The sequence below is a fragment of the Chryseobacterium sp. D764 genome, assembly GCF_019317325.1.
Lineage (GTDB): Bacteria > Bacteroidota > Bacteroidia > Flavobacteriales > Weeksellaceae > Chryseobacterium.
Genome location: NZ_CP079219.1, coordinates 3,301,645 through 3,327,570 on the forward strand (window position 1 = coordinate 3,301,645; position 25,926 = coordinate 3,327,570).

General features: G+C 36.6%; 32 protein-coding genes. 10 read left to right on the forward strand and 22 right to left on the reverse strand.

Translation table 11 applies throughout. The annotated features are described in order from the left end of the window. Positions 1-63 precede the first annotated feature (63 nt). Positions 64-1,860, reverse strand: a complete 1,797-nt coding sequence (locus KYG33_RS14980; protein ID WP_219072006.1) for a DUF885 domain-containing protein — start codon at positions 1,858-1,860, stop codon at positions 64-66. A 169-nt stretch (positions 1,861-2,029) separates the two neighbouring features. Between KYG33_RS14980 and KYG33_RS14985 the strand changes: the two genes are divergently transcribed. The 4 genes from KYG33_RS14985 to KYG33_RS15000 all read left to right on the forward strand — a co-directional run bounded on the left by KYG33_RS14985 (position 2,030) and on the right by KYG33_RS15000 (position 4,697). After that, positions 2,030-2,491 carry a hypothetical protein gene (locus tag KYG33_RS14985; protein WP_219072007.1) on the forward strand — a complete coding sequence of 154 codons (462 nt, stop codon included), beginning with the start codon at positions 2,030-2,032 and terminating at the stop codon, positions 2,489-2,491. A gap of 173 nt (positions 2,492-2,664) precedes the next feature. Then, entirely contained in the window at positions 2,665-3,369 is a 705-nt protein-coding gene (locus tag KYG33_RS14990) for a MotA/TolQ/ExbB proton channel family protein (protein ID WP_077413278.1), read from the forward strand. A 12-nt stretch (positions 3,370-3,381) separates the two neighbouring features. Further along, positions 3,382-3,780: an ExbD/TolR family protein gene (locus KYG33_RS14995; RefSeq protein ID WP_077413279.1), complete on the forward strand. Its 399-nt coding sequence runs from the start codon at positions 3,382-3,384 to the stop codon at positions 3,778-3,780. A 32-nt stretch (positions 3,781-3,812) separates the two neighbouring features. Then, on the forward strand, positions 3,813-4,697 hold the full coding sequence (locus tag KYG33_RS15000; protein ID WP_180564892.1) for a ferric siderophore ABC transporter substrate-binding protein: 885 nt from the start codon (positions 3,813-3,815) through the stop codon (positions 4,695-4,697). Positions 4,698-4,712: 15 nt separating this feature from the next. Here KYG33_RS15000 and KYG33_RS15005 read toward each other — a convergent pair whose 3' ends face one another. From KYG33_RS15005 to KYG33_RS15045, 9 genes are all read right to left on the reverse strand, one after another. Continuing rightward, positions 4,713-5,105, reverse strand: a complete 393-nt coding sequence (locus KYG33_RS15005) for a hypothetical protein (RefSeq protein ID WP_047375971.1) — start codon at positions 5,103-5,105, stop codon at positions 4,713-4,715. Between the two features lie 49 nt (positions 5,106-5,154). Further along, positions 5,155-6,558 (reverse strand): nucleoside recognition domain-containing protein, encoded by a 1,404-nt coding sequence (locus tag KYG33_RS15010; protein ID WP_047380110.1) that lies wholly within the window; start codon positions 6,556-6,558, stop codon positions 5,155-5,157. A gap of 297 nt (positions 6,559-6,855) precedes the next feature. Next, positions 6,856-7,365 carry a DUF6973 domain-containing protein gene (locus KYG33_RS15015; protein ID WP_077413281.1) on the reverse strand — a complete coding sequence of 170 codons (510 nt, stop codon included), beginning with the start codon at positions 7,363-7,365 and terminating at the stop codon, positions 6,856-6,858. A 54-nt stretch (positions 7,366-7,419) separates the two neighbouring features. Continuing rightward, the gene (accD, locus tag KYG33_RS15020; protein WP_047380112.1) at positions 7,420-8,274 is read right to left on the reverse strand and encodes an acetyl-CoA carboxylase, carboxyltransferase subunit beta; all 855 of its coding nucleotides are present in this window, start codon (positions 8,272-8,274) and stop codon (positions 7,420-7,422) included. 90 nt (positions 8,275-8,364) lie between these two features. Then, on the reverse strand, positions 8,365-9,435 hold the full coding sequence (gene fbaA / locus KYG33_RS15025; RefSeq protein ID WP_077413282.1) for a class II fructose-bisphosphate aldolase: 1,071 nt from the start codon (positions 9,433-9,435) through the stop codon (positions 8,365-8,367). A 70-nt stretch (positions 9,436-9,505) separates the two neighbouring features. Next, positions 9,506-10,372, reverse strand: coding sequence for an NAD kinase (locus tag KYG33_RS15030; RefSeq protein ID WP_077413283.1), 867 nt, complete (start codon positions 10,370-10,372; stop codon positions 9,506-9,508). A 1-nt stretch (position 10,373) separates the two neighbouring features. Continuing rightward, positions 10,374-11,027: a CBS domain-containing protein gene (locus tag KYG33_RS15035; RefSeq protein WP_219072008.1), complete on the reverse strand. Its 654-nt coding sequence runs from the start codon at positions 11,025-11,027 to the stop codon at positions 10,374-10,376. 188 nt (positions 11,028-11,215) lie between these two features. Continuing rightward, a complete protein-coding gene (locus KYG33_RS15040) occupies positions 11,216-11,746 on the reverse strand; it encodes an RNA methyltransferase (protein ID WP_077413285.1) in 531 nt (176 codons plus the stop codon). Between the two features lie 5 nt (positions 11,747-11,751). Next, on the reverse strand, positions 11,752-12,363 hold the full coding sequence (locus KYG33_RS15045; RefSeq protein ID WP_228408578.1) for a toxin-antitoxin system YwqK family antitoxin: 612 nt from the start codon (positions 12,361-12,363) through the stop codon (positions 11,752-11,754). 64 nt (positions 12,364-12,427) lie between these two features. On the opposite strand from KYG33_RS15045, the gene KYG33_RS15050 reads away from it, so the two are divergent. Beyond that, a complete protein-coding gene (locus KYG33_RS15050; RefSeq protein ID WP_228408580.1) occupies positions 12,428-13,027 on the forward strand; it encodes a hypothetical protein in 600 nt (199 codons plus the stop codon). Between the two features lie 12 nt (positions 13,028-13,039). On the opposite strand, the gene KYG33_RS15055 is transcribed toward KYG33_RS15050, so the two are convergent. After that, positions 13,040-13,936, reverse strand: coding sequence for a bestrophin family protein (locus tag KYG33_RS15055; RefSeq protein WP_257468798.1), 897 nt, complete (start codon positions 13,934-13,936; stop codon positions 13,040-13,042). A gap of 244 nt (positions 13,937-14,180) precedes the next feature. Here KYG33_RS15055 and KYG33_RS15060 point away from each other — a divergent pair, with 244 nt between their 5' ends. Beyond that, positions 14,181-15,059 (forward strand): cupin-like domain-containing protein, encoded by an 879-nt coding sequence (locus KYG33_RS15060; protein WP_180564893.1) that lies wholly within the window; start codon positions 14,181-14,183, stop codon positions 15,057-15,059. Between the two features lie 182 nt (positions 15,060-15,241). On the opposite strand, the gene KYG33_RS15065 is transcribed toward KYG33_RS15060, so the two are convergent. After that, positions 15,242-15,772, reverse strand: a complete 531-nt coding sequence (locus tag KYG33_RS15065; protein WP_077413289.1) for a GNAT family N-acetyltransferase — start codon at positions 15,770-15,772, stop codon at positions 15,242-15,244. Between the two features lie 124 nt (positions 15,773-15,896). On the opposite strand from KYG33_RS15065, the gene mutS reads away from it, so the two are divergent. Beyond that, positions 15,897-18,491, forward strand: a complete 2,595-nt coding sequence (gene mutS / locus KYG33_RS15070) for a DNA mismatch repair protein MutS (protein WP_219072009.1) — start codon at positions 15,897-15,899, stop codon at positions 18,489-18,491. A gap of 40 nt (positions 18,492-18,531) precedes the next feature. Here mutS and KYG33_RS15075 read toward each other — a convergent pair whose 3' ends face one another. The 5 genes from KYG33_RS15075 to KYG33_RS15095 all read right to left on the reverse strand — a co-directional run bounded on the left by KYG33_RS15075 (position 18,532) and on the right by KYG33_RS15095 (position 20,354). After that, positions 18,532-18,687, reverse strand: a complete 156-nt coding sequence (locus tag KYG33_RS15075; protein ID WP_175627169.1) for a hypothetical protein — start codon at positions 18,685-18,687, stop codon at positions 18,532-18,534. Positions 18,688-18,717: 30 nt separating this feature from the next. After that, the gene (locus tag KYG33_RS15080; RefSeq protein ID WP_139348444.1) at positions 18,718-18,885 is read right to left on the reverse strand and encodes a bacteriocin; all 168 of its coding nucleotides are present in this window, start codon (positions 18,883-18,885) and stop codon (positions 18,718-18,720) included. Between the two features lie 157 nt (positions 18,886-19,042). Beyond that, complete coding sequence (locus tag KYG33_RS15085; RefSeq protein WP_139348445.1) at positions 19,043-19,198, reverse strand: bacteriocin; 156 nt, start codon at positions 19,196-19,198, stop codon at positions 19,043-19,045. 41 nt (positions 19,199-19,239) lie between these two features. Continuing rightward, positions 19,240-19,401, reverse strand: coding sequence for a hypothetical protein (locus tag KYG33_RS15090; protein ID WP_172625708.1), 162 nt, complete (start codon positions 19,399-19,401; stop codon positions 19,240-19,242). Positions 19,402-19,523: 122 nt separating this feature from the next. After that, positions 19,524-20,354: a hypothetical protein gene (locus KYG33_RS15095; protein WP_077413292.1), complete on the reverse strand. Its 831-nt coding sequence runs from the start codon at positions 20,352-20,354 to the stop codon at positions 19,524-19,526. Positions 20,355-20,493: 139 nt separating this feature from the next. Here KYG33_RS15095 and KYG33_RS15100 point away from each other — a divergent pair, with 139 nt between their 5' ends. The 3 genes from KYG33_RS15100 to KYG33_RS15110 all read left to right on the forward strand — a co-directional run bounded on the left by KYG33_RS15100 (position 20,494) and on the right by KYG33_RS15110 (position 22,119). Continuing rightward, positions 20,494-20,982 (forward strand): TlpA family protein disulfide reductase, encoded by a 489-nt coding sequence (locus KYG33_RS15100; RefSeq protein ID WP_219072010.1) that lies wholly within the window; start codon positions 20,494-20,496, stop codon positions 20,980-20,982. Positions 20,983-20,992: 10 nt separating this feature from the next. Next, complete coding sequence (locus KYG33_RS15105) at positions 20,993-21,646, forward strand: thioredoxin family protein (protein ID WP_077413293.1); 654 nt, start codon at positions 20,993-20,995, stop codon at positions 21,644-21,646. 71 nt (positions 21,647-21,717) lie between these two features. Continuing rightward, positions 21,718-22,119 carry a DUF2809 domain-containing protein gene (locus KYG33_RS15110; protein ID WP_219072011.1) on the forward strand — a complete coding sequence of 134 codons (402 nt, stop codon included), beginning with the start codon at positions 21,718-21,720 and terminating at the stop codon, positions 22,117-22,119. Positions 22,120-22,143: 24 nt separating this feature from the next. On the opposite strand, the gene KYG33_RS15115 is transcribed toward KYG33_RS15110, so the two are convergent. From KYG33_RS15115 to KYG33_RS15135, 5 genes are read right to left on the reverse strand one after another with little or no spacing between them, the layout of a single operon-like run. After that, positions 22,144-23,064: a YARHG domain-containing protein gene (locus tag KYG33_RS15115; RefSeq protein WP_180564896.1), complete on the reverse strand. Its 921-nt coding sequence runs from the start codon at positions 23,062-23,064 to the stop codon at positions 22,144-22,146. Continuing rightward, positions 23,061-23,699, reverse strand: a complete 639-nt coding sequence (locus KYG33_RS15120; RefSeq protein ID WP_180564897.1) for a DUF2306 domain-containing protein — start codon at positions 23,697-23,699, stop codon at positions 23,061-23,063. Before KYG33_RS15120 ends, KYG33_RS15115 begins: the two co-directional genes overlap by 4 nt. A gap of 5 nt (positions 23,700-23,704) precedes the next feature. Further along, a complete protein-coding gene (locus KYG33_RS15125) occupies positions 23,705-24,118 on the reverse strand; it encodes a hypothetical protein (RefSeq protein WP_139348446.1) in 414 nt (137 codons plus the stop codon). Positions 24,119-24,151: 33 nt separating this feature from the next. Next, positions 24,152-24,580: an energy transducer TonB gene (locus tag KYG33_RS15130; RefSeq protein WP_077413298.1), complete on the reverse strand. Its 429-nt coding sequence runs from the start codon at positions 24,578-24,580 to the stop codon at positions 24,152-24,154. Positions 24,581-24,599: 19 nt separating this feature from the next. Next, positions 24,600-25,901 (reverse strand): alpha/beta fold hydrolase, encoded by a 1,302-nt coding sequence (locus tag KYG33_RS15135; RefSeq protein WP_180564898.1) that lies wholly within the window; start codon positions 25,899-25,901, stop codon positions 24,600-24,602. Positions 25,902-25,926 lie beyond the last annotated feature (25 nt).

Sequence of the window (25,926 nt, forward strand, 5' to 3'; positions counted from 1 at the left end):
ATTTAGAAGGGTAAATAAAAAAAGGTACTTTTTTCAATCGTACCCCTTTTTATTAGTATAAGTTTATTTCTGTTTTTGGGCCCAAAGCTCCATTTTTCTGTTCAGAACATCTAAAGGAAGACATCCCTGGCTTAATATTTCATCATGGAAGCTCGCCAGATTGAATTTGTTTCCAAGTTCTTTCTGATACTTTTCTCTCAGCTCACGAATTCTTAAAGAACCTATTTTATAGCCTAAAGCCTGTCCCGGCATAGCCATATATCTTTCCACTTCTGCTACAGCAGCTCCTTCATCATAAGAAATATTGCTTAAGAAATATTTAATAGCTTCTTCTCTTGACATTTTTCCCGTATGAAGCCCTGTATCTACCACAAGTCGTACAGCTCTTAGCATCTGATCGCTCAAGTATCCCATTTTCTGGTAAGGATCTGTATATAAACCGAACTCAGGACCTAGTGTTTCACAATAATGTGCCCATCCTTCACCATACGCTCCAAACCATCCGAATCTCATGAATTTTGGAAGCTTTGTGTTTTCCTGTTGAAGAGAAACCTGGTAATGATGTCCTGGAATTGCTTCATGAAGGAAAAGAGACTCCATTCCTGAAGTAACATTGAATTTCGTAGGATCTGGAAGCGGAACATAAAATATACCCGCTCTCTTCCCGTCAGGAGTTCCCGGAATGTATTCTGCACTGGCACTGGCCTCTCTGAATTTTTCCGTCTGTCTGATTTCAAACTTTGTTTTTGGAGTTACATTGAACATCGTTTTCAGTTTCGGAGTAATCTTTGTCAGAATACCGTTGAAGGCATTTAAAACTTCTTTAGACGTTTTATAAGGCATTGCCTTTGGATCTGTTTTCACAAAAGTAATAAACTCTTCCAGGCTTCCGGTAAAACCTACCTGCTGCTTTACTTTTTCCATTTCTGCACGAAGCATAGCTACCTGCTGCAGACCAATTTTATTGATCTCATCAGGAGATTTCTTCGTAGTTGTCCAGCTTTTTACGTAATAGCTGTAAATTTCATTGCCATTGGGAAGACTGTTGTATCCGTCTGTATTTCTAGCTTTGGGAAGATAATCCTTTTCTAAAAATACTCCCATTTTAGTATAAGCCGGAATAATTTTTTTCGTGATTGCCTCTTTAAAAAGTGCTGAAAATTTATCTTTCTGATCCTGCGTGAAGTTTTTCGGGAAATTTTTAACCGGTCCGTAGAAAATATTTTTTTCCATATCAGACGTTGTGATTTCCTCGGCTTTCATCTGAGGAATCATTTTGGCAACCAGTTTTTTAGGAAGTACCATCTTATTGTTGATTCCCTCACGGAAGTTGTCTGCTGCGGCATCCATCCATTCCGGGAATTTTTCCATTCTTTTCAGCCAGTCGCTGTAATCCTTTTCAGTTTTGAAAGGCTGACTGCCCTGTCCGCTCCCATACAACGGAAAAGTAAGCGGTAGACCTCCGAATTGGGTAAAAGGAATATATTCCGGATGATAGGCATAGGCCTCAATTTTATCTTTTAAAGTATAATCCAGTACATCATACACCACTTTATCTTCATCAGACAAGGATTTGTAATCTACATGCTCCAGTTGTTTCTGTACAGAATTGTAGAAAGCGATTTCTCCTGAGATAAAATCTTTATCAATATTAATAGGAAGCTGGTCGTTGTATCTTGTATCTCCCTGAGATGTAGCATCTAAAGGGTATAGCTTAAGATATTGCTCATAATAGTTGGAAGCAATAGAATCCAGGTTGCTGGGGGTTACTTTGGTAAGAGGAGAGTCCGTTTTTTTGCATGAAGCAAGCCCGATTATCAATCCTAATCCAAGAATACCTTTTGATAAAATGTTTTTCATTTTCAGAATCTTTATGAAAACAAAAGTAAGTATTATTGGGATATTCAGACTTATGGTATGAGTTGATTTTAAAAAATTATTTTCAAAATCCTTTCAACTTTGAATCAATTTTTTATCTTTGTCTAAAACGTTTAACAATCATATTATTACAGTTCTTTTTTAAGAAAAAATGAAAGGGATTTTAAAAATTTACCATCCGGAGGAGACGCTAAAATACAATATCAGAAATACTTATTGTAAGGCAGTTTACAGCAACCAACAACATTTTTTAGAGGTTGAAGTTATTACGGATGACAGTTTGGATCACGTAGACGATGATTCACTACAGTACAACTTTCCGCAGCTTTCACTTGAAGTTTTTGATTTTCCTATCGAATCAGCGGAAATAGAAGGAAAAACTATCACAATCAATGACTCTGATGAAGAAACCTACACAGAAGTAGACCTTTTCGATGACGAAGATGCCTATATCTATGACAATGAGCTTCTCTTCGAAAGGAATGAAGAAGGAGTGCTTCAGGTCATCTGGAAGGGTACCATTGATGATTTCTACACCGGATCAGATACACCTATTCCTTTTAGATTAAAATGCGAATTCAAGCAGGATGATATTGAGGTAGACGAGGATTAACGATCGTCTTCATCCTTTTTTAATACCGGATTTCTTTTCAAATTTATTTTTGGAAAGAAATTTGCTATTGGTAAATCATAACAAATTTTAAGTTGTTTTTAAGCAATTTTTAAGAGTTCAATTCATAATATTCTACTACATTTGTCGTTGAAATTTAATAAAATTTACATTTAATGCTGTTAACGGAACTTTCTCAGATTTTATTTGCACAAATCGCCACCCCTGCAGTTGCTGCAGACAACTTAGAGTTCTCATTCTGGAAAATTATGTTCCACGGAGGAGCGTTCGCTAAAATAGTGATGGTCACGGTATTGCTGTTGGGAATATTTTCTCTGTATCTGTTTTTTGAAAGATTTTTCTTTATCAAAAGACTGACTTCAAAAACGGATTCCAACTTCATGAATAATATTGAAGACTTTATTAAAGCAGGAAAAATAGAGGCTGCTGCAGATTACTGCAAAACACAAAACTCTCCGGAAGGAAGAATTTTAGAAAAAGGAATTTCAAGATTGGGACGTCCTGTTTCTGATATCGTGAGTGCTATGGAGGCGCAGGCCCAGGTAGAGGTTGCTAATATGGAGAAAAATCTGAATCTTTTGGCTGTAGTACCAAGTATTGCACCAATGTTAGGTCTTTTGGGTACGGTAATCGGGATGATTATCGCTTTCTTTAATTTATCCCATGCCACAGGATCTTTCTCTCCGAAAACACTTTCAGAAGGTATTTATACCGCTTTGGGACAGACTGCGGTAGGTTTGGCAGTGGCAATTCCTGCAAACTTCTGCTATAACATTCTTTTGACAAGGATTGATAAATTTGTACTAAAGGCTCAGAATATGTCAGGAGAATTTTTAGACCTTATCAATAAACCTTTATAAATCTTTCTTACGATGAAAATTCAGAGAAGAAATAAAGCAAACCCGGAATTCAGTTTAGCAGCGATGACAGACGTTATCCTGTTGATGCTGATTTTCTTTATGATCACATCTTCTGCCGCCAATCAAAGTGCCATTGATGTGAATCTGCCGAAAGCCGGAGCTGTTGACGATAATATACCCAATCCTGTGACGGTAAGCATTAAGCCGGACGGCTCATTCTTTGTAGATGACAATCCTGCCAATAAAGGAGAACTGGAGAAGATTATTGTAGATAAATTGACTGGTCAGACCAATCAATCATTCACAATCAGAGCTGACGAAAACACGCTGCATAAAGATGTTGTTTTTGTGATGGAAATTGCTGAAAAACATAAGTTTAATATTGCGATTGCAACAGTTAAAGATAAATAATAAATCCGGATCTCCGGAAATTACCTGCTAAGATGAGAAGCTATACAGCAAATAGAAACGAAGAAAACAAAGATAGGATAAAGAGCGCTCTGCTTTCTGTTCTTATCTGGGCTGCTATTTTGCTTTTTGTTTTTTTATATAAATTGAAACCTGAACTGGACAAAGATCCTGAAGTGATTACTACTATGCTGGTCAACTTTGGGGACAACAGAAATGGGAAAGGAATTGAAGAACCTGCTGAACAGCCGGGAAGTCTTGCTGCAGCAACAGAAGAAGTAACACCTGAACCCGCAGAAACACCTGTCCCGGAAACAAAAACTGTTGTAAAGCCGGAACCAACTCCTGAGCCAAAGAAAGCAGACGTTAAGGAGAAAGTTATCACAGGAAACAATTCAAAAGCAACAGTTCCTAAAAAAGAGGAATCAAAAAAAGCGGTAAAAAAGGAAGCAACAAGTACCAGCGCGTCTAAAAATACTAAGAAATCCGGGGCTGCAACAGCCAATTCAAAGACCGGAAATGGAGATGGAAAAGGAAATGCCGCTATTGGAAACCTGATTAAAGGAAGAGGAACAAAAGCCGGAAGCCAGGGAACGGGCGAGGGTATAGGAAACGCAGGAGATCCTTTAGGTGGTGACGGAAATGGAGACAGTAAAGTAGGAATCGACAGAAAGCTGGTTGGATATATTCCCGGGACAATGGGCAGAGGAGGAGCACAACCCTCTCACAGCTGTACAGCAAGTGGATCAATTACCGTTGCCTACACCGTAGATAAAGCAGGAAATGTGGTGTCTGCAAGAAGATTGGGAGGTGTTTCAGATCCTTGTGTATCATCTACATCAGTAGCTTGGGTAAAGAAATATGTAAAAGCAGAGAAAGCCAGTACTTCTTCCACCGGAACTTATAAAATTACATTCTAAAAATACAAAAGCACTTTATTCAAGTGCTTTTTTTAATTCGTTGATTCTGTTAATTATCGGAAGTGCAAAAATACCACTGGTCTGAAGATACAGCTCGTAGAATGTTTTTGCCTTATCCTGAAAATCTTTGTTATGATCATGTCTGCTGTTAAAGTAGAAAAGATTTCCCAGCATCTCATAATAATCTTTGTGATCTCTTTCCTGTCTTTCATTGACAATGGCAATCATTTCTTCCTTCGTTTTAGAAGAAATTTCTGTGAAGCTCATCTTGAAAATGTCTCTCATCAAAGTATCAAAATCCAGTTCTTTCTGCATTAAACTTTCTTCAGGTTTATCGAGAATAAGTTTTTCCAGTGCCTGGGTTAACTGGCGGATGAGTCTTAAGGTAAATTCTTTATCGGTAATCATATAATAGTTTAAAGTTTAGAGTTTAATGTTTTTAAAGGAGCGGGGTAGGTTAAGCAAAGAACAGATAAGCCAATGCAATTGCAGTGATAACACCCACCAAATCGGCCAGAAGCATAGCAATTACCGTATATCTTGTATTCTTAACAGCTACAGCGCCAAAATAGACTGCGATCACGTAAAAAGTAGTATCTGAGCTTCCCTGAAGTACCGCGGCTAATTTCCCCTGGAAGCTGTCGGCTCCGAACGTTGCCATTGTATCTACCATCATTCCTCTGGCTCCTGAACCTGATAAGGGCTTGATTAGCGCTGTCGGAAGCCCGTCCACAAATCTCGGATCCATATTGGCTATATTGGCAACCCATTTCATTCCGTCAATGATAACATCAAAAACACCGGAAGTTCGTAACAATGAAATAGCAATCAGCATCCCAACCAGATAAGGAATAATCTTAACGCAGGTAGTAAACCCTTCTTTCGCTCCTTCAATAAAGGCATCAAAAACATTTATTTTCTTGTAAACGGCTCCAAGCACAATAGCAAGGAATATGAACAGGATTAAACCATTGCTTAAGACTTTACTGAAGTCATCCAATTGATCTTTACTCAGCTGTACAAGGTATACGACCAATAAAGCGATAACTGCCGAAATTCCTCCTACATAAGCTATAACTACAGGGCGAAGCAGATTGATCTTCTGATAGAGAGAAACAATAATCATTGCAGCCAAAGTAGCCGCAAAAGTAGCAATCATACATGGAAGAAAGATATCAGTAGGTGTCTTTGAGCCCATAGATGCTCTGATAGCAATAATGGATACGGGAATCAAAGTCATACCTCCGGCATGGAGACACAGAAACATAATCTGTGAATTACTGGCTGTATCTTTATTTGGATTTAAAGACTGGAGGCTTTCCATGGCTTTTAGTCCAAAAGGAGTCGCCGCATTATCCAATCCCAGAAGATTGGCGCTGAAATTCATCAGCATATGTCCGAATGCGGGATGATTTTTAGGGATATCAGGAAACAGCTTTGAGAAAAATGGTTGAATCAGACGGCTTAGAAGGTTGATTCCTCCTGCTTTTTCAGCAATACTCATGAATCCCATGAATAAGGTCATGATCCCGATAAGGCCAAGGCAGATCTTCACCGCTGTTTCAGATGTTCCGATGACTCCATCAGCTTCCTGAACACGATAAACATTTACATTTTGTTTTAAAGAATCTGTTTTATAGTGAATTCTGCTGTCTGCAAAATCATTTTTTTTCATCAGGCTGTCTCTTACAACAGGGGAGAGGCTGTTCATCGGTTGTGATGCAATCTTCACTGTATCACCTCCTTTTCCTACCACCATATCATTGAAAATGGTTTTGTAGTGACCTGACGAAACGTATTTTATACTGGCAATGGCAATGGCAATGATAATAAAAGCCGACCAAATTCTGCTGAGAACCATTTGATTGATTTAATTGTTTAAACTTATCAAAAATACTTTAAACCACAAAAATAACTAAAGTCTTTTGTTATTCTGGAGTGAGAGAACTAATGATGGTTTACTGATTTCAAATTATTTTGACGCAATGTTCGCAAGTTTCTAATGAAGATAAATATGATTTTTTGTTCGCAAAGACTTTAACACTAAGCAAATAACCACAATCAGGAAATATTGCTGAATGAAATACCCTTGCGGACAAAAAATATACGTTAAGTTTTTAGATTTCCCTTGCGATCCTTAGCGTTTAAAATGAATTATTTACTCTTCCAAATAGACAAGGTGCCCTTCAAAATCATCATCCAGATTTTTCAGAACTTTGGCATCATCCATTTTTTTGACTAATGCATCCACAAAAAAACTTTTTTCAAAAAACTGGCGGTGAATACCCGGCAGAAGTTCCATAAAATAATCCATTCCGATTTTGTTATTGTGGAGATCCATTTTTGTTTCCAAAGGTTCATTCGGGAATAGCTCTTCATGCATGTCTGTTATTCTTTTGCAGAAATCAAGCGCTTTCTCAGGGGAAGAAATTTTACAGCAGTACATCATAATGAAGCTGCACCAAAGAGCATGTCTGAAAGCATTTCCAATTCCATTATTGGAAGCCGTATCAGGGAATCTTTTCTGAGCGATGGTAAATGCCTTTACAGTGGCATGAAAGCTCAACAGGGCAAAAAGAGGATGGGGAAGGATAAGTGATAAAAGACGGATAATCTTTTTAAAACTCATGCTTCTGATGGTATTGAAAAATATCTTAAAAGTCCTCATAAATAAAAATCTCTCCCTAATTAGAGAGAGATTGTATTGTTTTTGTTACAGATACTATGCTTTTACAGCTAATAAATTAACTGTTTTTGCAACAGTATCCTGAATTTCAGTTCTTTTTACAATGAAATCTACAAATCCTTTTTCTTGTAAGAATTCTGATGTCTGGAATCCTTCCGGTAAGTCTCTACCAATTGTTTCACGGATTACTCTTGGTCCTGCGAAACCGATCAGTGCTCCCGGCTCTGCCATAATGATATCAGCGGTCATTGCGAAAGAAGCTGTAATTCCTCCGAATGTAGGGTCACAAAGATAAGCGATGTATAAAAGCCCTGCTTCAGAAAGCTGAGCCAACTTAGCCTGAACTTTTGCCAGCTGCATCAAAGAGTAAGTGGCTTCCTGCATTCTTGCTCCTCCGGACTGACAGATAATCATATACGGAAGTTTGTGCTTGATACAGTAATCTATTGCTCTTCTGATCTTTTCTCCCATTACAGAACCCAAAGATCCACCGATGAAAGCAAAATCCATACAAGAAACTACCATTTCAGTTCCTTTTACGGTTCCTACAGCATTTCTGATAGAATCAGTAAGCTTGGTCTTTGCTTTTACTTCTTTCAAACGGTCTTTGTAAGGCTTTGTATCTTTGAAGTTTAAGATATCAATACTTTCAACATTGGCATCCAGTTCGGTAAATTTACCACCGTCAAAAAGGATGTCAAAAAATTCCGCACTTCCTATTCTTACATGAAATCCGTCTTCAGGAGAAACATAGTTATTTCTCTTTAGTTCATCATGTTCCACAACTTTTCCGGATGGAGTCTGATGCCAAAGGCCTTTGGGAACGTCCTTTTTTTCATCAGTAGAAGTGGTAATGTTTTTTGCTTTTCTTTTAAACCAGTCGAATGCCATTTTTGCTTGTATTAATGTATAAATGTAAAATGTACCAATGTAAATGTATTTCTTATGAATACTTTTTACATCGGTACAAATGTACAGTTCTTATTTTAAAGTATTTACGTTATTTAAATCTTCAAATGCTTTCACCAATCTTGTAGAGAATGTATCCTCACCTTTTCTTACCCAAACTCTTGGATCATAGAATTTCTTGTTAGGTTTTTCTTCTCCTTCAGGGTTTCCGATTTGAGTTCTTAAATAATCAATATTGTTTACCATATAATCTCTAACGCCTTCTGTATATGCAAACTGAAGGTCAGTATCGATATTCATTTTGATTACTCCGTAGTCGATAGCTTCTCTGATTTCCTCTAAAGTAGATCCTGAACCTCCGTGGAATACAAAGTTTACAGGTTTAGCAGCCGTTCCGAATTTCTCCTGAACATATTTCTGAGAATTGTCAAGGATTTTCGGTGTAAGAACTACATTTCCTGGCTTGTAAACTCCGTGTACGTTACCGAAAGCAGCAGCAATGGTAAAGTTGTCAGAAATAGCTTTTAGTTTTTCATAAGTGTAAGCTATATCTTCAGGCTGAGTATATAATTTAGAGTTATCAACGTCTGAGTTGTCAACACCATCTTCTTCACCTCCTGTAACCCCGATTTCTACTTCAAGAGTCATCTGAAGCTTAGCCATTCTTTCGAAATACTGAGCTGAAATCTCAAGGTTTTCTTCTAAAGATTCTTCAGAAAGGTCTAACATGTGAGAAGAGTAAAGAGATTTTCCTGTCTGCTTGAAGAATTCTTCGTTAGCATCCATCAACCCATCGATCCAAGGAAGTAATTTCTTTGCACAGTGGTCTGTGTGTAGAATTACTGTTGCTCCGTAAGCTTCTGCAAGAGTGTGAATATGTTTTGCTCCAGCGATTGCTCCTAAGATTGCAGACTTTTGTCCGTCATTGCTTAATCCTTTCCCTGCGTTGAATGCAGCTCCACCATTTGAAAACTGAATAATTACAGGAGAGTTCAATTTCGCTGCAGTTTCCATCACAGCATTAATGTTGCTTGATCCAATTACGTTTACTGCAGGCAATGCAAATTTGTTTTCTTTAGCATACTGAAAGATATCAGTAACTAACTGACCTGTGGCAACTCCTGCCGGAAAAATTCTGCTCATGTTTTACTTTTTATTATAAATTTATTAGGTGTTTTAATTTCGTGTAAAGGTAATCATTTTTAAGAAATTACTAATTTCTTTTATCTCTTCCCCAAAGTAACTTCTGACGGATCGTTTCATAGAAACTTAAACCGTTGGGCTGTACCAGAAGAAGCTGGAATGCGGCCTTTTTGATGATAATTTCCTTATCGGTTTCTATATGGATCAGTCGGGAGTCCAGAGAAAGGGAATACTGAGGTACACGGCTTTCCACCCTGAATTTTATTTCTACTTTGTCATTTACCACTAAAGGTCTCACATTCAGATTATGAGGAGCGATAGGGGTAATGACAAAATTTTCGTTGTTTGGAGAAATGATAGGCCCGCCACAGCTCAAAGAGTAAGCGGTAGAACCCGTAGGAGTAGAGATGATAACACCATCACCCCAGAAGACATTCAAAAATTCATCATTGATGTAAGAATCTACGGTAATCATTGATGTGGTTTCTTTTCTTGAAACAGTAACGTCGTTCAAAGCATAAGGGAAAGATCCCTCAAGTTTTGGAGAAACAACTTCAATTACGGAGCGGCGACTTGTTTTTACATCTCCTTTTAATATGGAATCAAGCTCTTTAAAGGCTTCTTCCTTAGTGAAAAAGGCTAAAAATCCAAGTCTTCCGGTATTAACTCCTACAACAGGAATTTCAAGATCTTCAATGAAGGTTAAAGAATTTACAATCGTTCCGTCTCCACCAAAAGTGAAAAACAGATCAACTTCCTTATCCAGAAGATCCTGCTTACAGTTGAAGGTTTCGAAAATTTTTGAGAACTGAAGTGCTTCAGCCATTTCATCATACAGAACAGATTTTACATCTCTGGCTTCAAGTTCAGAGATAAACTTGCTTAAATATAAAAAAGTATCAAGATCTTTTTTCTGAGAATATATGGCTGCCTTCATGTTATATTTCTATGAATTTTTGTAAAAAACCAAATCGGTCTTTAAACAGATCGGATTTCTCATCAGAATAGTATTTTTCAACAATTCTGTAGTCGTACCGGTCAAAAGTTGAGTCTATCGAGGCTAGGTTTTCATTGCTGATCTTTATTGTGATTTGGACCACTTCTTCAGACATAAAGCTTATAAACCCTCCATAAAACTTCGAGTTGTTGCTTTCTACGATATTGGTAATTTCCGTCATAGAATATTTTCTGGTAGGAGTTTCTACCGTAAGAATAGCACCTGTTTCTGAAAATAAAGGATAACGGGAAAGGTCTTGAAAAACATCTTCACAGGTAATATACCCCAGATACTTTTCATTTTTATTAATCACCGGGATCACATTGCTGGTGAAGGTGTAAAACAGACGGATACTGTCCATAATATTGCTGTCCTCCAGGATAGCGAACCGTTCAATCTGATGTTCAAGATCCTTCAGAGTCCCGCCATCTTCTTCATACAGAAAGTCCATTGCAAGAGCTCCGTAGAAATGGTGGGATTTTTTGATGAAAATATGGGAATATCCAAAATCCTCCAACATATTTCTGGCTGACTCTATGGAGTCAGACAGGCTAAAACATGGAAAGTCTTTTGAGATATAGTCCTTGATAAACATTGTGCTAATTTATAAAAAATTAAATGAAACTTTTTCTGAAAACCCGACTTTTTTTAAGCTGAAACAAAAAAAATGCCATCAAAATTTGTTTGTAAGGAAAAAAAAAGTACCTTTGTCGCCTTTCATTTTTACTTTTTATTAGATTTATTTCAAACTGCACTGTCTACTAAGGACATATGCAGTTTTTTTTATTTTAACGCTTTTGCAAATTCCCACATTACAATTCCGGCACATACACTTACATTCAGAGAATGTTTTGTTCCAAGCTGTGGAATTTCTAAAAATACATCAACATTTGGAAGTACTTCATCACTGATTCCTTCTACCTCGTTTCCTAAAATCAATGCATATTTTTTCGAGTTGTCAATCGTAAAATCAGTAATCAGCTGGCTGCCGGTAGTCTGCTCAATTCCGATGATTTCGTACCCTTTGCTTTTCAGATCAGAAATCGCCGTATTGGTTTCTGCCTTATGAGACCAGTCTACACTTTCTGTTGCTCCCAATGCCGCTTTATGGATCTCACGGTGGGGTGGTTGTGGTGTAATTCCACAAAGGATTATTTTTTCAATTAAAAAGGCATCTGCCGTTCTGAAAGCAGCACCTACATTGTGCATACTTCTGATATTATCTAAAATGATGACCAACGGAATTTTTTCAACCTTCTTAAATGTTTCTACATCTATTCTGTTAAGTTCTTCCAGTTTTAGTTTCTGTACCAATTGTATTATTTTGTTGAGATTAATTTTCCGTCTTTATAGACCTCTGTTTTTTCTATGCTTCCGTCTTCACGGTAATGAACCCTGTTGCCATTTCTCTTGTCGTTGGCAAGTTCAGTTTCACGCTGTAATTTTCCTGATGGATAAAATACTTTCCATTTTCCGGTTGCAAGGCCGTTGTCATACTGGCCAATGTCTTTCACTGATTTTCCGTCTTCATGGAAGGTTTTGCTTTCACCCTGTAATTTATTGAATTTATAATTTGAAATTTCAGTTATTTTGCCGGCTGGAGAATAAAAAGTAGCCGTAAGACTGTTATCATAAATATTCTTTTCTCCGTTTCTGAAAGCCTCTTTGGAAGTAAGTACTCCGTTCTTATCAAAATAGGACCATTCTTTTACTTTAAATCCTTTTTTATACTCTCCTTTAGACTGCATTTTTCCGTTGTCATAATAAAAAACAGCCTCTCCGTCCAGCTTTCCTTTTTCCCATTCTACTGTATTTTTTACCTGCCCGTTGTCATAAAATTCTTTACAGGATCCTTCCTGTAACCCGTTTTTATATCCACATGGTTTCTGTGCCATAATCATGGCAGACGTGGAAAAAAACAATAGAAACATGTACTTCATAGCTATTTTTATTTCAAAAATAGTAAAATACTTATATTTGACTCAAAAATATACTATGAAAAAATTATTCACATTATTCATATTGATGTGGGGATTTATGTATCTGGGAGCACAAAATACATATTATCCTCAAGCTTTTTTTGATAAAAAACTAGCCAGAGACATGCTGGGATTCGGGAATTCTACGATTGAAGGCGTTGCTTCCACAAAACAAAAAAACAATTGGGGCATCAAACCATTGCTTGGAGAAAAACATTATGCACCCAAAGGAACAGTTATCATGCTTTTTCCTGTCACTCCTTATTTTGAGGAATTTTATGACATGAGAAGGAAGTATGAAAACAAAAAAACAACGGTGTACATGTCTGAAGAAGCTTTTAAATACAGAGTGGAAGCTTTAACGGATGATCACGGCAGGTTTAAATTCGAAAAACTGAAACCTGGTAAATATTATCTTGAAACGATCGTAAATTTTACAGCGACGGCAAGCTATCAGCAGCAGACAGGAACTTCAAATGCTTATAACGGGTATGGAGCTTATCTGTATTCAACCCCCATATACAGTACGTTTTTCTATGGATACTCGGCTGCCAACAGGGAAAGCAAGTTTGTAGAAATAAAACAGGACGGCGAACTCAAAGAAATCAAGCTTTAAAAGCTTGATTTTTTATTTTCTGTTCATAATCTGATGTACATTCTTCTCAATATTCTGGGCTAAGGTCTCCATTGGAATATCATTTTCATCATTATTGAAAGGATCTTCAATTTCTTCTGCAATAAGCTCAAGACTCATTAAAACATAATATACAAAAACAGTAAGAGGAATCATGAAAAGACCAATAGTGATCACATAAGCAATAGGCAGAGCGAAAACGTACAGAATAATAAATTTCTTGATAAAAGAAGAATATGAATAAGGGATCGGAGTGTTTTTGATTCTCTCACAGCCTCCGCATACATCAAGAAATCCTGAAAGCTGAGTGTCTAAATACAGCATTTCAATTTCTGAAATTTTACCTTCTTTTTTTAATAAGTTCAATTTATGGGTGAGCAGGATGACAATTTCACTTGGGCCATGGTTTTTTAATGAACTTTCTATTTCAGAATAATCTTCATCCAAAGCCAGCCTTGTAGATTCTTTAGAAAGATGTTTGGCTAAAAAGTGAGGGAAATATTTTAAATATCTTGCAATCTGTTCAGCATCCTGACGGTTGTCACCAAGAATAGCATTGATTTTTATAGCGAAATTTCTGGTATCATTGACCAGTTTCCCCCAAAGCTTCCGGCCCTCCCACCATCTGTCATAAGCCGTATTGGTCCTGAAAACCAATAAAAGCGAGAGTACGAAACCTAACAGCGAGTGAATCATCCCCACATTACTGATTCCTGATTTTGAGGTAAGGTGCAGATATTCCACTTCCAGATACTGAATTCCCCAGGAATACAACCCTATAAGAACCATACTTGGAAAAAGAATCTTCAGTGTATCACTTTTGTGTAAACTGAAAAGGATTTTAAGGAAATGTTTGGTATTGTAGACTCTCATAAATTCACTTGTTACCACAAATATAAATTTTTCATCTGAGCTCTGCTAATAAAGTAAAGAAGCCTGAAGCTGGAAGAGGGAAATTATTGAAGCCGAAGAAGAGGTCTAAGTTTCCATAAAATCTTTTTATGGAATGAGGTATAGATGTTTGTAGACAAATTTTAACTTCCAGCATCTCTCTTCCAGCTTCCTGCTCTTTTAATCTTAATTTTCTCAGGTTTCAAAAAAACACTATTTTTATTTCGCATTAAATACAAAATACATGATCCTCGAAAACGTAGATATTGTAAATGATATCAGTAAAGAAGATTTTCAGAAGAATTATTTTAAAAAGCAGAAACCTCTTTTAATTAAGAATTTTGCCAGTCGATGGGATGCTTTTGACAAATGGAATCTGGCTTACATCCGTGAAAAAGCGGGAGATCAGGAAGTGCCGCTGTATGACAATAAACCTGCGGATGCTGCGAAAAGCTCTGATGCTCCGGTAGCCCGGATGAAAATGAAAGAATATATTGATACTATAAAAAGTAAACCTTCAGATCTGCGTATCTTTTTCTATATCATTACAGACAGACTTCCTGAGCTGCTGAAAAACTTTACGTATCCGGATTTGGGGATGAAGTTTTTTAAAAGACTTCCAACGTTATTCTTCGGGGGAAGTGATGCTCATGTTTTAATGCATTATGATGTGGATTTGGGTGATTTTATGCATATCCATTTTGAAGGAAAGAAAAGAATTCTTTTGTTTGATCAGAAGCAGTCACCATTTTTATATAAAGTTCCTTTATCTGTTCATACCGTTTATGAGCTGGATTATGAAAACCCTGATTATGAAAAGTTTCCGGCTTTACAATATGCCAAAGGGTACGAAATTTTTATGGAGCATGGTGATGCACTCTTTATTCCGGGAGCTTTCTGGCACTTCAACAGATATCTGGAGCCTGGTTTTTCACTTTCTTTGAGAGCGCTTCCCAATAAACCGAATGTCTTTGCCAATATGCTGTATCATGTTTTCATTATGAGATATACGGATAAACTCATGAGAAAACTTTTCAAAGCCAAATGGGTGAGCTATAAACAAAAATGGGCTTACAGAAAGAGTTCGGAAGCCCTGGAAAAACATCTAAAGTCGGGAAAATAGACAGTATACCTTAGATTATTTTAACGCAGGGAACGCAAACTTTTATTTGCTGATAAGGGTTCGCAAAGGCGTTTCACTCAGCGAAGAAAGCTTTCGGTTGCTAAATGAAATGCCTTCGAACGAAAATAAAAGGAGTCAATATCAATTTTCTTTGCCTCTTAGCGTTAAATTTTGGATTAATTTTATTTATTGATAAGACCGAAGATTGTTGCATCTACGAATTTTCCTTTTTCAAAAAAATAATCTTTCAAGGTTCCTTCTTTACTGAAATTTAATGAAGACAGTAGCTTTTCAGAAGAAATATTGGAGGGATCAATGAAAGCATCCACCCGGTGAAGTCTCATAGATTCAAATCCGTAAGTCAGAATAGGGAGAATAGCTTCTTTCATATAAGATTGCTGCCAGAATTTAGGATTGAGCTCATAACCAATTTCAGCTCTAAAGTGTTCCCTGTACCAATTATGATAGCCGCAGGTGCCAATGACTTTTCCATTGGATTTCAGCTCCAAAGCCCATCTGAAACCTTTCCCATTTTCGAATTCATTGTTAAAATGCTGAATAATGCGTCGGGAGTCTTCTTCTGTTTTGAAGGTATCCAGATCATAATATTCCATAACTTCATCCAGAGAAAAATACTCGAACAGGTCTTGGATATCATCGAAAGTAAGCTGACGTAAAATAAGCCTTTCAGTCTCTAAAACAGGAAATTCCATGAATGATGTGATTTGATGGTGAAAATACAATTAATTACTGATAAAGAAAAGTGGGGAAGATTAACCTCTAAACAATTCTCTTACCCTGAATTTATTTTTCTAAATTTGGGGCTCATTTTTTACTATGGCAAAAGCAGCGAAGAAAGAAACTCCGTTAATGACGCAGTACAATACCATCAAGGGTAAATATCCTGATGCGCTATTATTATTCAGGGTTGGGGATTTTTATGAAACTTTTGGGCAGGATGCTGTCAGAACTTCTCAGATTCTGGGAATTGTCCTTACCAAAAGAGCCAATGGCGATGGGCATATAGAGCTGGCCGGATTTCCGCATCACTCTGTAGATTCTTATCTTCCAAAATTGGTAAGAGCAGGGATGAGGGTGGCGATCTGCGATCAGCTGGAAGATCCTAAAATGGTGAAAGGGATTGTAAAAAGAGGGGTAACTGAATTGGTTACACCCGGTGTTACCTTCAATGATCAGGTTTTAAATTCAAAAAAGAATAATTTCCTGCTTTCTCTACACAAAGAAAAAGAGAAATATGGAATTGCTTTAGTGGATATTTCTACAGGAGAATTTCTGGTAAGTGAAGGAAACCTGGAAAAGCTGCTTCATATTGTCAATACTTTTGACCCAAGTGAGATTATTTACCAGAGAAGTGTACAGATTCCGGAGCAGATTAAGAATAAAAGTGCCTTTAAACTGGAAGACTGGGCGTTCCAATATAATTTTGCCTACGAGAAATTAACGAATCATTTTAAAACCAATTCTTTAAAAGGGTTTGGAGTAGAAAACCTTCCACTGGCTATTACTGCAGCAGGAGCTATTTTTGCCTATCTGGTAGAAGATACCCACCACAATCTGCTGGCCCATATTACAAAACTTCAGATCATTCCACAGGAAGATTATCTGATGATGGATAATTTTACCCTGAGAAACCTTGAAATTGTTTATCCCAGTAATCCACAGGGAAAATCGCTGCTGGATATCATTGATAAAACCTCTACTCCGATGGGAGGAAGGCTTTTGAGAAGAAGAATCATTCTTCCTTTAAAATCAGTGGATGAGATTATGAGAAGGCTTTCTCTGATTGATTTCTTAAACGAAAATGATCATCTGAAATATGAAATCTGCCAGCTTATGAGATCGATTTCTGACTTAGACCGATTGATGGGAAAACTGGCTGCAGAGAAAATTTCACCTAAAGAATTGGGATATCTTCGCCAAAGTTTAATTAATATCCATAAAATCAAAGCATTACTGCATCCTCATGCGGATGTGCTGGCGTGGCTGGAACCTTTGTTTGATCTTGAAGAATTGATTAAGTTCCTGCAGAATCATCTTAATGAAGAACTTCCGGTAAGTATTGCCAAAGGAAATATCATTAAAGAAGGGGTTTCTGAAGAGCTTGACAGATTGAGAAATCTACAGAATAAAGGACGCGGATTCCTGGACGAAATGTGCCAGAGAGAAATTGAGAGAACAGGTATCACAAGCCTTAAAATTGATTTTAATAATGTTTTCGGATACTATATTGAAGTTCGAAATACTCATAAAGATAAAGTTCCGGATGATTGGGTAAGAAAGCAGACCCTGGTGAATGCTGAAAGATACATTACCGAAGAATTAAAGGAATACGAAAGCCAGATCCTGGGTGCCGAAGAAAAAATAGGGGTTCTGGAAACTTCACTGTACAGAAATTTATGTGCAGAAACAATGGTTTATATTGATCAGATCCAGGGGAACTCCAATATTATTGCACAGCTTGATGTGGCTGCCGGACTATCTGAACTGGCTGTTTCTGAGAGCTATACTAAGCCTGTTTTAAATGATGGCTATGCTATCGATTTAAAAGAAGCCAGACACCCGATCATTGAGAATGCACTTCCTCTGGGTGAAAAGTATATTCCGAATGATATCTTTCTGGATAAAGATTCCCAGCAGATTATCATGGTGACAGGACCGAACATGGCCGGTAAATCTGCAATTCTGCGCCAGACGGCAATTGTTTGTCTTTTGGCTCAGATTGGAAGTTTTGTGCCTGCAAAACATGCTGAAATAGGAATGCTGGATAAGATTTTCACAAGGGTAGGAGCTACAGACAATATCTCTGCAGGTGAATCAACTTTCATGGTAGAAATGAATGAAGCCGCCAATATTCTGAACAATATTTCAGAGCGAAGCCTGATTTTGCTTGATGAAATCGGTCGTGGAACTTCCACTTATGACGGGGTTTCTATTGCATGGGCGATTGCTGAATACCTTCATCAGCATCCAACGCAATCCAAGACTTTATTTGCCACGCACTATCATGAGCTGAATGAAATGACAGTCAATTTCGAAAGAGTGAAAAACTTTCACGTTTCTATTCAGGAAAATAAAGGAAACATCATTTTCCTGAGAAAACTGATTCCTGGTGGAAGCGAACACAGTTTCGGTATCCATGTGGCAAAACTGGCCGGAATGCCCGCCAAAGTGGTCAACAGAGCCAATGAAATTCTTAAAACACTTGAGGCGAGCAGAACTCAGGGAGGAGGAGGTACTTCTGAAAGTATCAAAAGAGTGACTGAGGAAAATATGCAGCTTTCCTTCTTCCAGCTGGATGATCCTGTTCTGGAAAATATCCGTGAGGAACTTACAAAAATAGATATCAATACATTGACACCTATTGAAGCTTTAATGAAGCTGAATGCGATAAAAAAAATGATTGGAGGTTAATCCAATCATTTTTTTTAATGATGTTAAAGTTTAGTTTTAATTAGCAGCAATAGCCGTCTTTACCCCTCGGTCCGATAATAAGGAAATGGCTTACTCCTCTTAGTTTACATAGACCTTCTGCACATGCAGCTGCACCTCCGTTGATTTCTTTGAGCTCAGCTTTGGTGAGCCTTCTTTTAAGGTTTGAATTTTTCATATCCGCCTTGTTTAAATATTATCAACCTGGTTAACAGCAAAATCCATCCTGCATGCCAGGCACTCCTGAGCGTTCTTCTCCGGTGTGAGGATCTGTGCAGCTTATTACTCTTGGGCAGATGGGTCTGTTGGCTCCGCCACTGATTTCTTTAAGCTCATTTTTACTAAGCTTTCTTTTTTGATTTTTTGAATTTTTCATAATAATTTGAATTTGGTGAAAGCTAATTTACAAGTTATTTTATCATGTTCAAAATATTGTAAGTCAAATTGTTAACTTTTTTTTGACGCAAATATCATTTCATAAAAAAGATTGAGGAAACCCCTCAATCTTTTTTATTTAACAAAGTTTTTTGCTATTAACAGCATCTTCCTTTGGTGTCACATGAGCCTATAGTCATTTCACCGTCAATATTGCAGAAACAAGTTCCCGGGCAAAGGGGGCCGCTACCTCCATTGATTTGTTTCAATTCACTTTTTGTCAATTTTCTTTTTTGAATGTTTGATTTTTTCATGATAATTTTAGTTTTGATTTGATTTCTTGAAATTTTTTTGATTAGCAACAGAATCCGTCTTTTCCTACAAGACCCGGAACCATTTCTCCCGAATCAGGATGTGTACAGAACCCTCGAAGGCATCTTGGAGGAAGTGCTCCACCATTAATTTCTTTTAGTTCGCTTTTGGAAAGCTTTCTCTTTTGAGTTTTTGATTTTTTCATGGTAATTTAGTTTTTGATTCTACTCAAATATACAAAATCATCTGTATAATTCTATAGCTTGTGAAAAAAATTAACACCTCTGTGTCTAAAAATAAAAAAGAGCGCCTTAAGCGCTCTGTGTTTTATAAATGATTGTATTCGTAAGTATTAACATCCGTGGAACCTGAAGGTGTATTCCCTGTTTTCTCGTAATAGCTTCGAATTTCTTTTGTAGGGTAACCACTGGCATTGTATTCAAAATTGGATTTGAAGATTGTCCATTCAGTTCCGGTTCCATTATTGTAACTGACGATGTGATTGTAGCTTAATGTATTGTGAGCAGATCCGCTTTCATCTTCATTATCAATGATTTTTAGGTATCCGGTAATATTTTTTAAAGGAGCATTTTTGGTATCATATACCACTGTTTTTAAGGTAGAAGTTGCTGTTTCAGTAGTGTTATTTTGAGTTCTTGAAAGAGTACCAGTCCAGCTACTCATCGATCCATCAGCATTCAGTACAGCATTTCTTGTTTCAGATCTTGTTGATCCTGAAGTAGACGCAGTGTATACTATTTTCACATTGTTATTCGCTTGATAAGTATAGTTGGATTCTGAGTTCCATGATCCACCGAAATCAATCCCGTTAATTGTTTTTTTTGATAATCTGCCATTTCCGTCGTAGGTAAATTTCGTAGTAAGAGAGGTATTTGAACCATTGACTACAGACTGGGAAATAAGATCACCTGCATAGATAAATGTAGTTACACTTCCTTCAGTAAGATTTTTGATCTGAGAAATTTTTGAACCGTTATACGTAAACGTTAAAACATCTCCGTCCATCGTCATTTTTGTTACCAAAACCGGACTGTTATCATTGTTATTTCCGTTGTTGTTAGGTGAATCATTATCGTCGTTGCTGCTAGAGCATGATGCCAACAAGAAAATTGGCAGAAGCAAATAAGTTTTTTTCATGGTTTTAAGTTTAAGGCTGTAAAAGTATTAAAAAAATGTATCCATGATAAAAATAAATTGTTCATTTGTAAATAATTTATGAAATAGGTGAATTTTATTTTTATATATCGTTGAATTTTAGTATTTTATGGTTTTTAATATGAAGAATTTAATAAAGATATTAGCTATATTTATATTTTGTACGGTTTTTAAAGCCCAGCAGACTGAAGTTTCTGTGATAAAATATGAAGATCTGGAAAAGCGGATTCAGCAGGAAAAAAACAAATTATTGGTTGTCAATTTCTGGTCAACAACCTGTGGGCCATGCGTAAAAGAGCTTCCTCACTTTATGGAAGTGAATGCTGAGTTTGCTGATAATCAGAAATTTAAAATGATTTTGGTTTCACTGGACAGGCTTGCAGATAAAGAAAGAGTATTGAAATTTATTAAAAATAAAAATCTTACTGCTGAGGTTCTCTTGCTGGATGATATCAAAAGAATGAATACCTGGATCCCCAAGTTTGAAAAAGACTGGGATGGGAATATTCCTGTAACGCTGTTCTATAAAAATGGAGTGAAAGTTCATTTCAATGACGGTGAAATGAGCAAAGAAGACCTTGAAAAAACAATTAAAGAAAATCTACAATAAATAATCAATTATGAAAAACCTGAAAATTTTAATGACCGCATTCATCGTTGGGCTTGGATTACTGAGCTTTACAACGACAGATCATGATAAAAACAAAATTCAGAAAGAGAATATTTCTTCAAAAGGCTATGAAGTAGGAGATGAAGCTGCTGATTTTAAGCTTAAAAATATTGATGGCAAAATGGTTTCTTTAAGCGATTTTAAGAGTGCAAAAGGATTCATTGTTGTATTTACATGCAATCACTGCCCATACGCCAAGAAATATGAAGACAGAATTATTGAGCTGGATAAAAAATATAAAGCTCAGGGTTACCCGGTAATCGCGATTAATCCTAACGATCCTAATGTACAGCCTGAAGACGGCTTCCAGCAGATGATTGAAAGAGCAAAGCAAAAAAGTTTTACTTTCCCATACCTAGTAGATGAAGGGCAGAAAATTTATCCACAGTACGGAGCGACAAAGACTCCTCATGTTTTTGTACTGAAGAAAGAAAACGGAAAGAATATTGTGAAATATATTGGTGCTATCGACAATAATTATGATAACCCGAATGATGTATCCGAATATTATGCTCAGGATGCCGTAAATGCTCTGATAAAAGGAGAACCGGTAAAAATGACTAAAACGGTAGCTATCGGATGTACAATTAAAATAAAGAAATAATATATTTGCTCACATAAAAATAAAATCGGTGTTCCTTGAATACCGATTTTTTATGCCTAATCCCTTTTGAAATGAAATTACAATTCAGCCTTAAATATCTCCTTCTGACCCTATTTATTTTTCTTGTAGAAGTATTGATTGCCACTAAACTGAGCGGTATTTTCTTCGTAAGAGCTTATCTCGGGGATGTTATTGTGGTGATGCTTCTTTATACTTTCGTAAAGAGTTTTGTAAAAGTAAATGATGAGAAACTGATTCTGGGGATTCTTATTTTTTCATTTTTGATAGAATTTGCACAGTATTTCCATATTGCAGAAAAATTAGGCTTCCGTTCTGGAAGCCTGATGTATATTGTTATTGGAAATTCTTTTTCATGGATTGATAACCTTTGCTATGCCATAGGCTGTCTACTGCTCTATATTTTCGTAAGAATAACAAAAAGTGAAGGCGTAACCTCAACCTCTAATTCCTAATCCCTGCAACCTAACCCCTATTACCTACCTCCCAAAACTGTCATATTTATCCTCTGCATATTTGGTAAAACGGTTCAATAAAGCCACATTTTCCTTTTCCATTGGAGAAAGATCATTGTCTACATTGCTGGAAACCGGGATGTACCAGTCTGTTTGTTCGAAGAAATTTCTGTAGGTTTCTTTTTTGAAAGAGTAACCATGTCTTGCAAATACGGAATTTTTGATGATCTCAAGATCAAGTTTTCTTAAGTTTTTAAGATCTTTTTCTGTCAGTTTCTGCTTGGAGGCATTTAGTTTGAATATTGCTTCTGAAGCGATACGGTTCTTAGACGTTTTATAGCTTTCTGTCTTTCCGGTTTCTTCATCTTTGTACTTTTCTGTAAATTCTTTGGGATTGGACCAGTCTACCAGATCAGAATCCTTATCAAGCATAAAGTTGGGATTATAAACAAACTCTTTTTTAGTGAGCTTAAGTGTTTTTGAAGGCGCTTTAACTGTTGTTTTATCGAAGGCATTCCATTTTCCGGTTAAGCTGTCACCTTTTAGTTTTACTTCAAACCTTCCGTCTGTTTTGTCATTTCCCGGTTCATCCAGGACAAAAGAGGTAGATGTTTCATTGAAAACACCTCTGAACGGGCGTTGGTTGCCATTTACAATACTTTGTCCGTAAACGCTGTCCTTTGTAATTCTGTTGATCTTTAAAGAAATTCTTTTATAATTGTTGACATCATATTCCGAACCATCTGTCTCGTCAACTACCTTTTCCATTCCGGCAAATTCACCTGTGTAAATTCCGTAATATTCTTGATGAACTTCAGGTACTACGACAGAGTCCTTTTTGGCGGTCAGAGAATCTTTCCCCGATTCATTGGTATTTCCCTCTTTTTTACAGCTTGCCAAAGAAACTGCCAGTAAAGAAATAAGAGTGTAATTTACAATTTTCATATATGTTTTTTTGTGATTAAATATTCAATAATAAGGATATTGGGAATCCAGCCCAACCAGGCAATGATCTGATAGACATCCATTGGATTGGGATGAAATAAATATACAATAATTACTTTCCACATTCTCAGAGTAATGGCAGATAATGTAAAAGCAAAACTCCGCCACATCCATTGCTTGTGCTCTTTGAACCTTTTCTGTCTTGCCAGTTGATATGCTTTATATGTTGAAAACCACCATGAAAAGCCCAAAATAACAAAAGAAACCTTTGATAAAAGCCCTCCGTTTGCAAAGAGTCCCATATAGATTCCAGAAGGGGCAGCGAAAATCAGAATGAGAAAAATATACATTTTTCCCATATTCCGATGAAAGTTTTTTAATCCAAAATTCAGTCTGAGAATAGCCAGAAATCCTGAAAGAAGGACAAAAATGCTTGTATAAACGTGAGTATAAAAAAATGTAAGATATTCAGGTCTGTCTATAACTTCCGTCTGTTTGATCATCAGAAAACTGACTTCAGGATTAAAAGGAATGTATTCTAAGGTGATCTTCAGCATCAGCCAAAAGAAATACCCGAATCCTATGATGAGAAGGATTTTAAAGAAGGAATTACTATTTCTTTTAGCAGAGAGCATTTTAATTATTCAAAATTGATAGTGAAAGGGACGGTAAACCAAATCAACGCAGGATGCCCTTTGTATTCTCCGGGAGTCCACTTGGTTTTCATAGATTTCATAGCTCTTTCCACTTCATGATTAAGAGATTCATTTTCTCCTGTTACGATAATAGTTTCTATCTCACCTTTAGCATTGACTGAGAATTTTGCATTGGAGCGGGCTTTACCTTTTGGCCCTTTTATTCGATTAGAATTAATTTTTTGAGTTACATCCCGCATGAATGCAGAAATTCCACCAGGATATTCTGATGGCTTACTTTGCTCAGGTATATTCTCATTTCTGGAATGATCTTCTGTGGGCTGCGTTTTAGTTTCCTGTGTCTGAGCAAAAGCCAGCCCAAATCCAAGGCATAAAATGAATGTTGATATTTTTTTCATCATATTAGTTTATAGTCTGTTTGGATTAGTTTTTTAAATACTTAGGCCCATCGGCATGGTAAATTTGGTTTTAACCGGTTGTCCGTTTATAGTACCGGGCTTCCATTTTTTCTTTAATTTCTTCATAATACGATCCATTTCTTTATTCAGAATAGGACTATTGCCAGTTGTAGAAATTGAGCTAATACTTCCATCAGGATTAACATCAAAAGTCGTTACAGATTTAAATGTTCCAGGAGAGTTCGAAAATTTAGAAATATCCATTTCACTGCTTATATACTTTCTTATGGCTACCATTCCACCTGGAAATTCCGGAGCAATAGATATAGTATCATCTACCTTATGCTCATCTTTATTTATCTCTGACGAAGGAGATGGTGATTGCTGCTCTTCTTTTTGTGTTGTTTGGGAAAAGGCAAACTGAGCTCCTAACAGTAAAATCAGTATTGATATTTTTTTCATGGTTTATGGGGAATTCAGATTATTTATTTTCAAAAAAATCGATAACGAGTTCATTGAACAATTCTGGTTTTTCTTCAGGAACATAATGGCTTGTATTCGGAATAATAGCCAGTTGCCCTTGTGGAATAGATTCCGCTATTTTTACCGTATGTTCTGTTTTTATAAGATCTTTATCTCCAGCAATAATCAATGACGGACACTGAATTTTTTTCAGATCTTCATATTGCCAGTTTGGATATTTAAGGTCAAGATTCAAAAGGTCTATGAAAACATCATTTTTATGGTCTTTATTCTCTTTAGTAAGGCTGGCGAGCATTTCTTTCATAGATTTAAACTCATCATCTTTGACTCCTTCAGGGAAAATATTGGCTCCGGAACAGGCAATTTTATCTACTAGCTGAGGGTATTTCATAGCCATGGATAAAGCAAGAATTCCGCCGTCACTCCAGCCCAGAATCTTTGTTTTTTTGATGTTCAGTTTCTCTAAAAACTGCTTAAGGTCCTCTGTCTGAATATCAAAGGTAAGTTCTTTCGTTTTGTCATAAGTAGATTTTCCACGCTCACGGCAATCTACAATGATAACTTTGTACTTTTTAGCAAAAGTATCCTTTTGGTTCATAAAAGCACTGATGGATTGTCCATTCCCATGAAGCATAAGCAATGGTTCTCCTTCTCCATAGATCTCGTAATATAATTTAATACCATTGACCTCCATAAATTTTCCATCCGGCATGGAACCTATAATGCCCTGACCCTTTATCAGCAATGATTTATGGCCACTGAATGGCTTGTAATCTGAAGATCCAACCGTAAAATGTTTTACATGGGTTATTTTCTGAGAATGGATTCCTTCAAACCAGGCATTTGATGCAGTAATATCGTTCTCAAAACCTGAATTTTCTAAAGGAATTTCAAGCCATTTTTTTGACTTTCCATCATTGACTTCCAACTTGAAATCGTCAAAATAAAAATCTCCATTGTCTTGTGCAAAAGCTCCGATATTGATTGTTTTCGCATTGGTATTGATGATTCCTTTTATTTCATATGTTTTCCATTCATTAGTGACTTTGATTCCATAATATTGATTCTCAAAAAAACCAGTAGAACGGTCTTTATTGTCTATTCTGCACCATAGGCCGCAGTTGGAATTATTATCTTTATTGTCTTTTCGGATTTTTGCCGTTACCCGGAAATTCCAGTTTTGTTTATTCTCTATATTTAGGGCTTGTGCAAATGCGGTCCAGCTAGAAACAATAGATCTTTCCTGGCTATATCCTAAGAACAGCCAGAACAGAAGAAGGAATACGAAATTTTTTTTCATGTATTTAGTTTTTAGTAAAAATAGT

Excerpts from the sequence above, each read along its gene's own strand:
- KYG33_RS14980 (WP_219072006.1), bottom strand. The coding sequence starts at position 1,860 with ATGAAAAACATTTTATCAAAAGGTATTCTTGGATTAGGATTGATAATC.
- KYG33_RS14985 (WP_219072007.1), top strand. The coding sequence starts at position 2,030 with ATGAAAGGGATTTTAAAAATTTACCATCCGGAGGAGACGCTAAAATAC.
- KYG33_RS14990 (WP_077413278.1), top strand. The coding sequence starts at position 2,665 with ATGCTGTTAACGGAACTTTCTCAGATTTTATTTGCACAAATCGCCACC.
- KYG33_RS14995 (WP_077413279.1), top strand. The coding sequence starts at position 3,382 with ATGAAAATTCAGAGAAGAAATAAAGCAAACCCGGAATTCAGTTTAGCA.
- KYG33_RS15000 (WP_180564892.1), top strand. The coding sequence starts at position 3,813 with ATGAGAAGCTATACAGCAAATAGAAACGAAGAAAACAAAGATAGGATA.
- KYG33_RS15005 (WP_047375971.1), bottom strand. The coding sequence starts at position 5,105 with ATGATTACCGATAAAGAATTTACCTTAAGACTCATCCGCCAGTTAACC.
- KYG33_RS15010 (WP_047380110.1), bottom strand. The coding sequence starts at position 6,558 with ATGGTTCTCAGCAGAATTTGGTCGGCTTTTATTATCATTGCCATTGCC.
- KYG33_RS15015 (WP_077413281.1), bottom strand. The coding sequence starts at position 7,365 with ATGAGGACTTTTAAGATATTTTTCAATACCATCAGAAGCATGAGTTTT.
- accD (WP_047380112.1), bottom strand. The coding sequence starts at position 8,274 with ATGGCATTCGACTGGTTTAAAAGAAAAGCAAAAAACATTACCACTTCT.
- fbaA (WP_077413282.1), bottom strand. The coding sequence starts at position 9,435 with ATGAGCAGAATTTTTCCGGCAGGAGTTGCCACAGGTCAGTTAGTTACT.
- KYG33_RS15030 (WP_077413283.1), bottom strand. The coding sequence starts at position 10,372 with ATGAAGGCAGCCATATATTCTCAGAAAAAAGATCTTGATACTTTTTTA.
- KYG33_RS15035 (WP_219072008.1), bottom strand. The coding sequence starts at position 11,027 with ATGTTTATCAAGGACTATATCTCAAAAGACTTTCCATGTTTTAGCCTG.
- KYG33_RS15045 (WP_228408578.1), bottom strand. The coding sequence starts at position 12,363 with ATGTTTCTATTGTTTTTTTCCACGTCTGCCATGATTATGGCACAGAAA.
- KYG33_RS15050 (WP_228408580.1), top strand. The coding sequence starts at position 12,428 with ATGAAAAAATTATTCACATTATTCATATTGATGTGGGGATTTATGTAT.
- KYG33_RS15060 (WP_180564893.1), top strand. The coding sequence starts at position 14,181 with ATGATCCTCGAAAACGTAGATATTGTAAATGATATCAGTAAAGAAGAT.
- KYG33_RS15065 (WP_077413289.1), bottom strand. The coding sequence starts at position 15,772 with ATGGAATTTCCTGTTTTAGAGACTGAAAGGCTTATTTTACGTCAGCTT.
- mutS (WP_219072009.1), top strand. The coding sequence starts at position 15,897 with ATGGCAAAAGCAGCGAAGAAAGAAACTCCGTTAATGACGCAGTACAAT.
- KYG33_RS15075 (WP_175627169.1), bottom strand. The coding sequence starts at position 18,687 with ATGAAAAATTCAAACCTTAAAAGAAGGCTCACCAAAGCTGAGCTCAAA.
- KYG33_RS15080 (WP_139348444.1), bottom strand. The coding sequence starts at position 18,885 with ATGAAAAATTCAAAAAATCAAAAAAGAAAGCTTAGTAAAAATGAGCTT.
- KYG33_RS15085 (WP_139348445.1), bottom strand. The coding sequence starts at position 19,198 with ATGAAAAAATCAAACATTCAAAAAAGAAAATTGACAAAAAGTGAATTG.
- KYG33_RS15090 (WP_172625708.1), bottom strand. The coding sequence starts at position 19,401 with ATGAAAAAATCAAAAACTCAAAAGAGAAAGCTTTCCAAAAGCGAACTA.
- KYG33_RS15095 (WP_077413292.1), bottom strand. The coding sequence starts at position 20,354 with ATGAAAAAAACTTATTTGCTTCTGCCAATTTTCTTGTTGGCATCATGC.
- KYG33_RS15100 (WP_219072010.1), top strand. The coding sequence starts at position 20,494 with ATGAAGAATTTAATAAAGATATTAGCTATATTTATATTTTGTACGGTT.
- KYG33_RS15105 (WP_077413293.1), top strand. The coding sequence starts at position 20,993 with ATGAAAAACCTGAAAATTTTAATGACCGCATTCATCGTTGGGCTTGGA.
- KYG33_RS15110 (WP_219072011.1), top strand. The coding sequence starts at position 21,718 with ATGAAATTACAATTCAGCCTTAAATATCTCCTTCTGACCCTATTTATT.
- KYG33_RS15115 (WP_180564896.1), bottom strand. The coding sequence starts at position 23,064 with ATGAAAATTGTAAATTACACTCTTATTTCTTTACTGGCAGTTTCTTTG.
- KYG33_RS15120 (WP_180564897.1), bottom strand. The coding sequence starts at position 23,699 with ATGCTCTCTGCTAAAAGAAATAGTAATTCCTTCTTTAAAATCCTTCTC.
- KYG33_RS15125 (WP_139348446.1), bottom strand. The coding sequence starts at position 24,118 with ATGAAAAAAATATCAACATTCATTTTATGCCTTGGATTTGGGCTGGCT.
- KYG33_RS15130 (WP_077413298.1), bottom strand. The coding sequence starts at position 24,580 with ATGAAAAAAATATCAATACTGATTTTACTGTTAGGAGCTCAGTTTGCC.
- KYG33_RS15135 (WP_180564898.1), bottom strand. The coding sequence starts at position 25,901 with ATGAAAAAAAATTTCGTATTCCTTCTTCTGTTCTGGCTGTTCTTAGGA.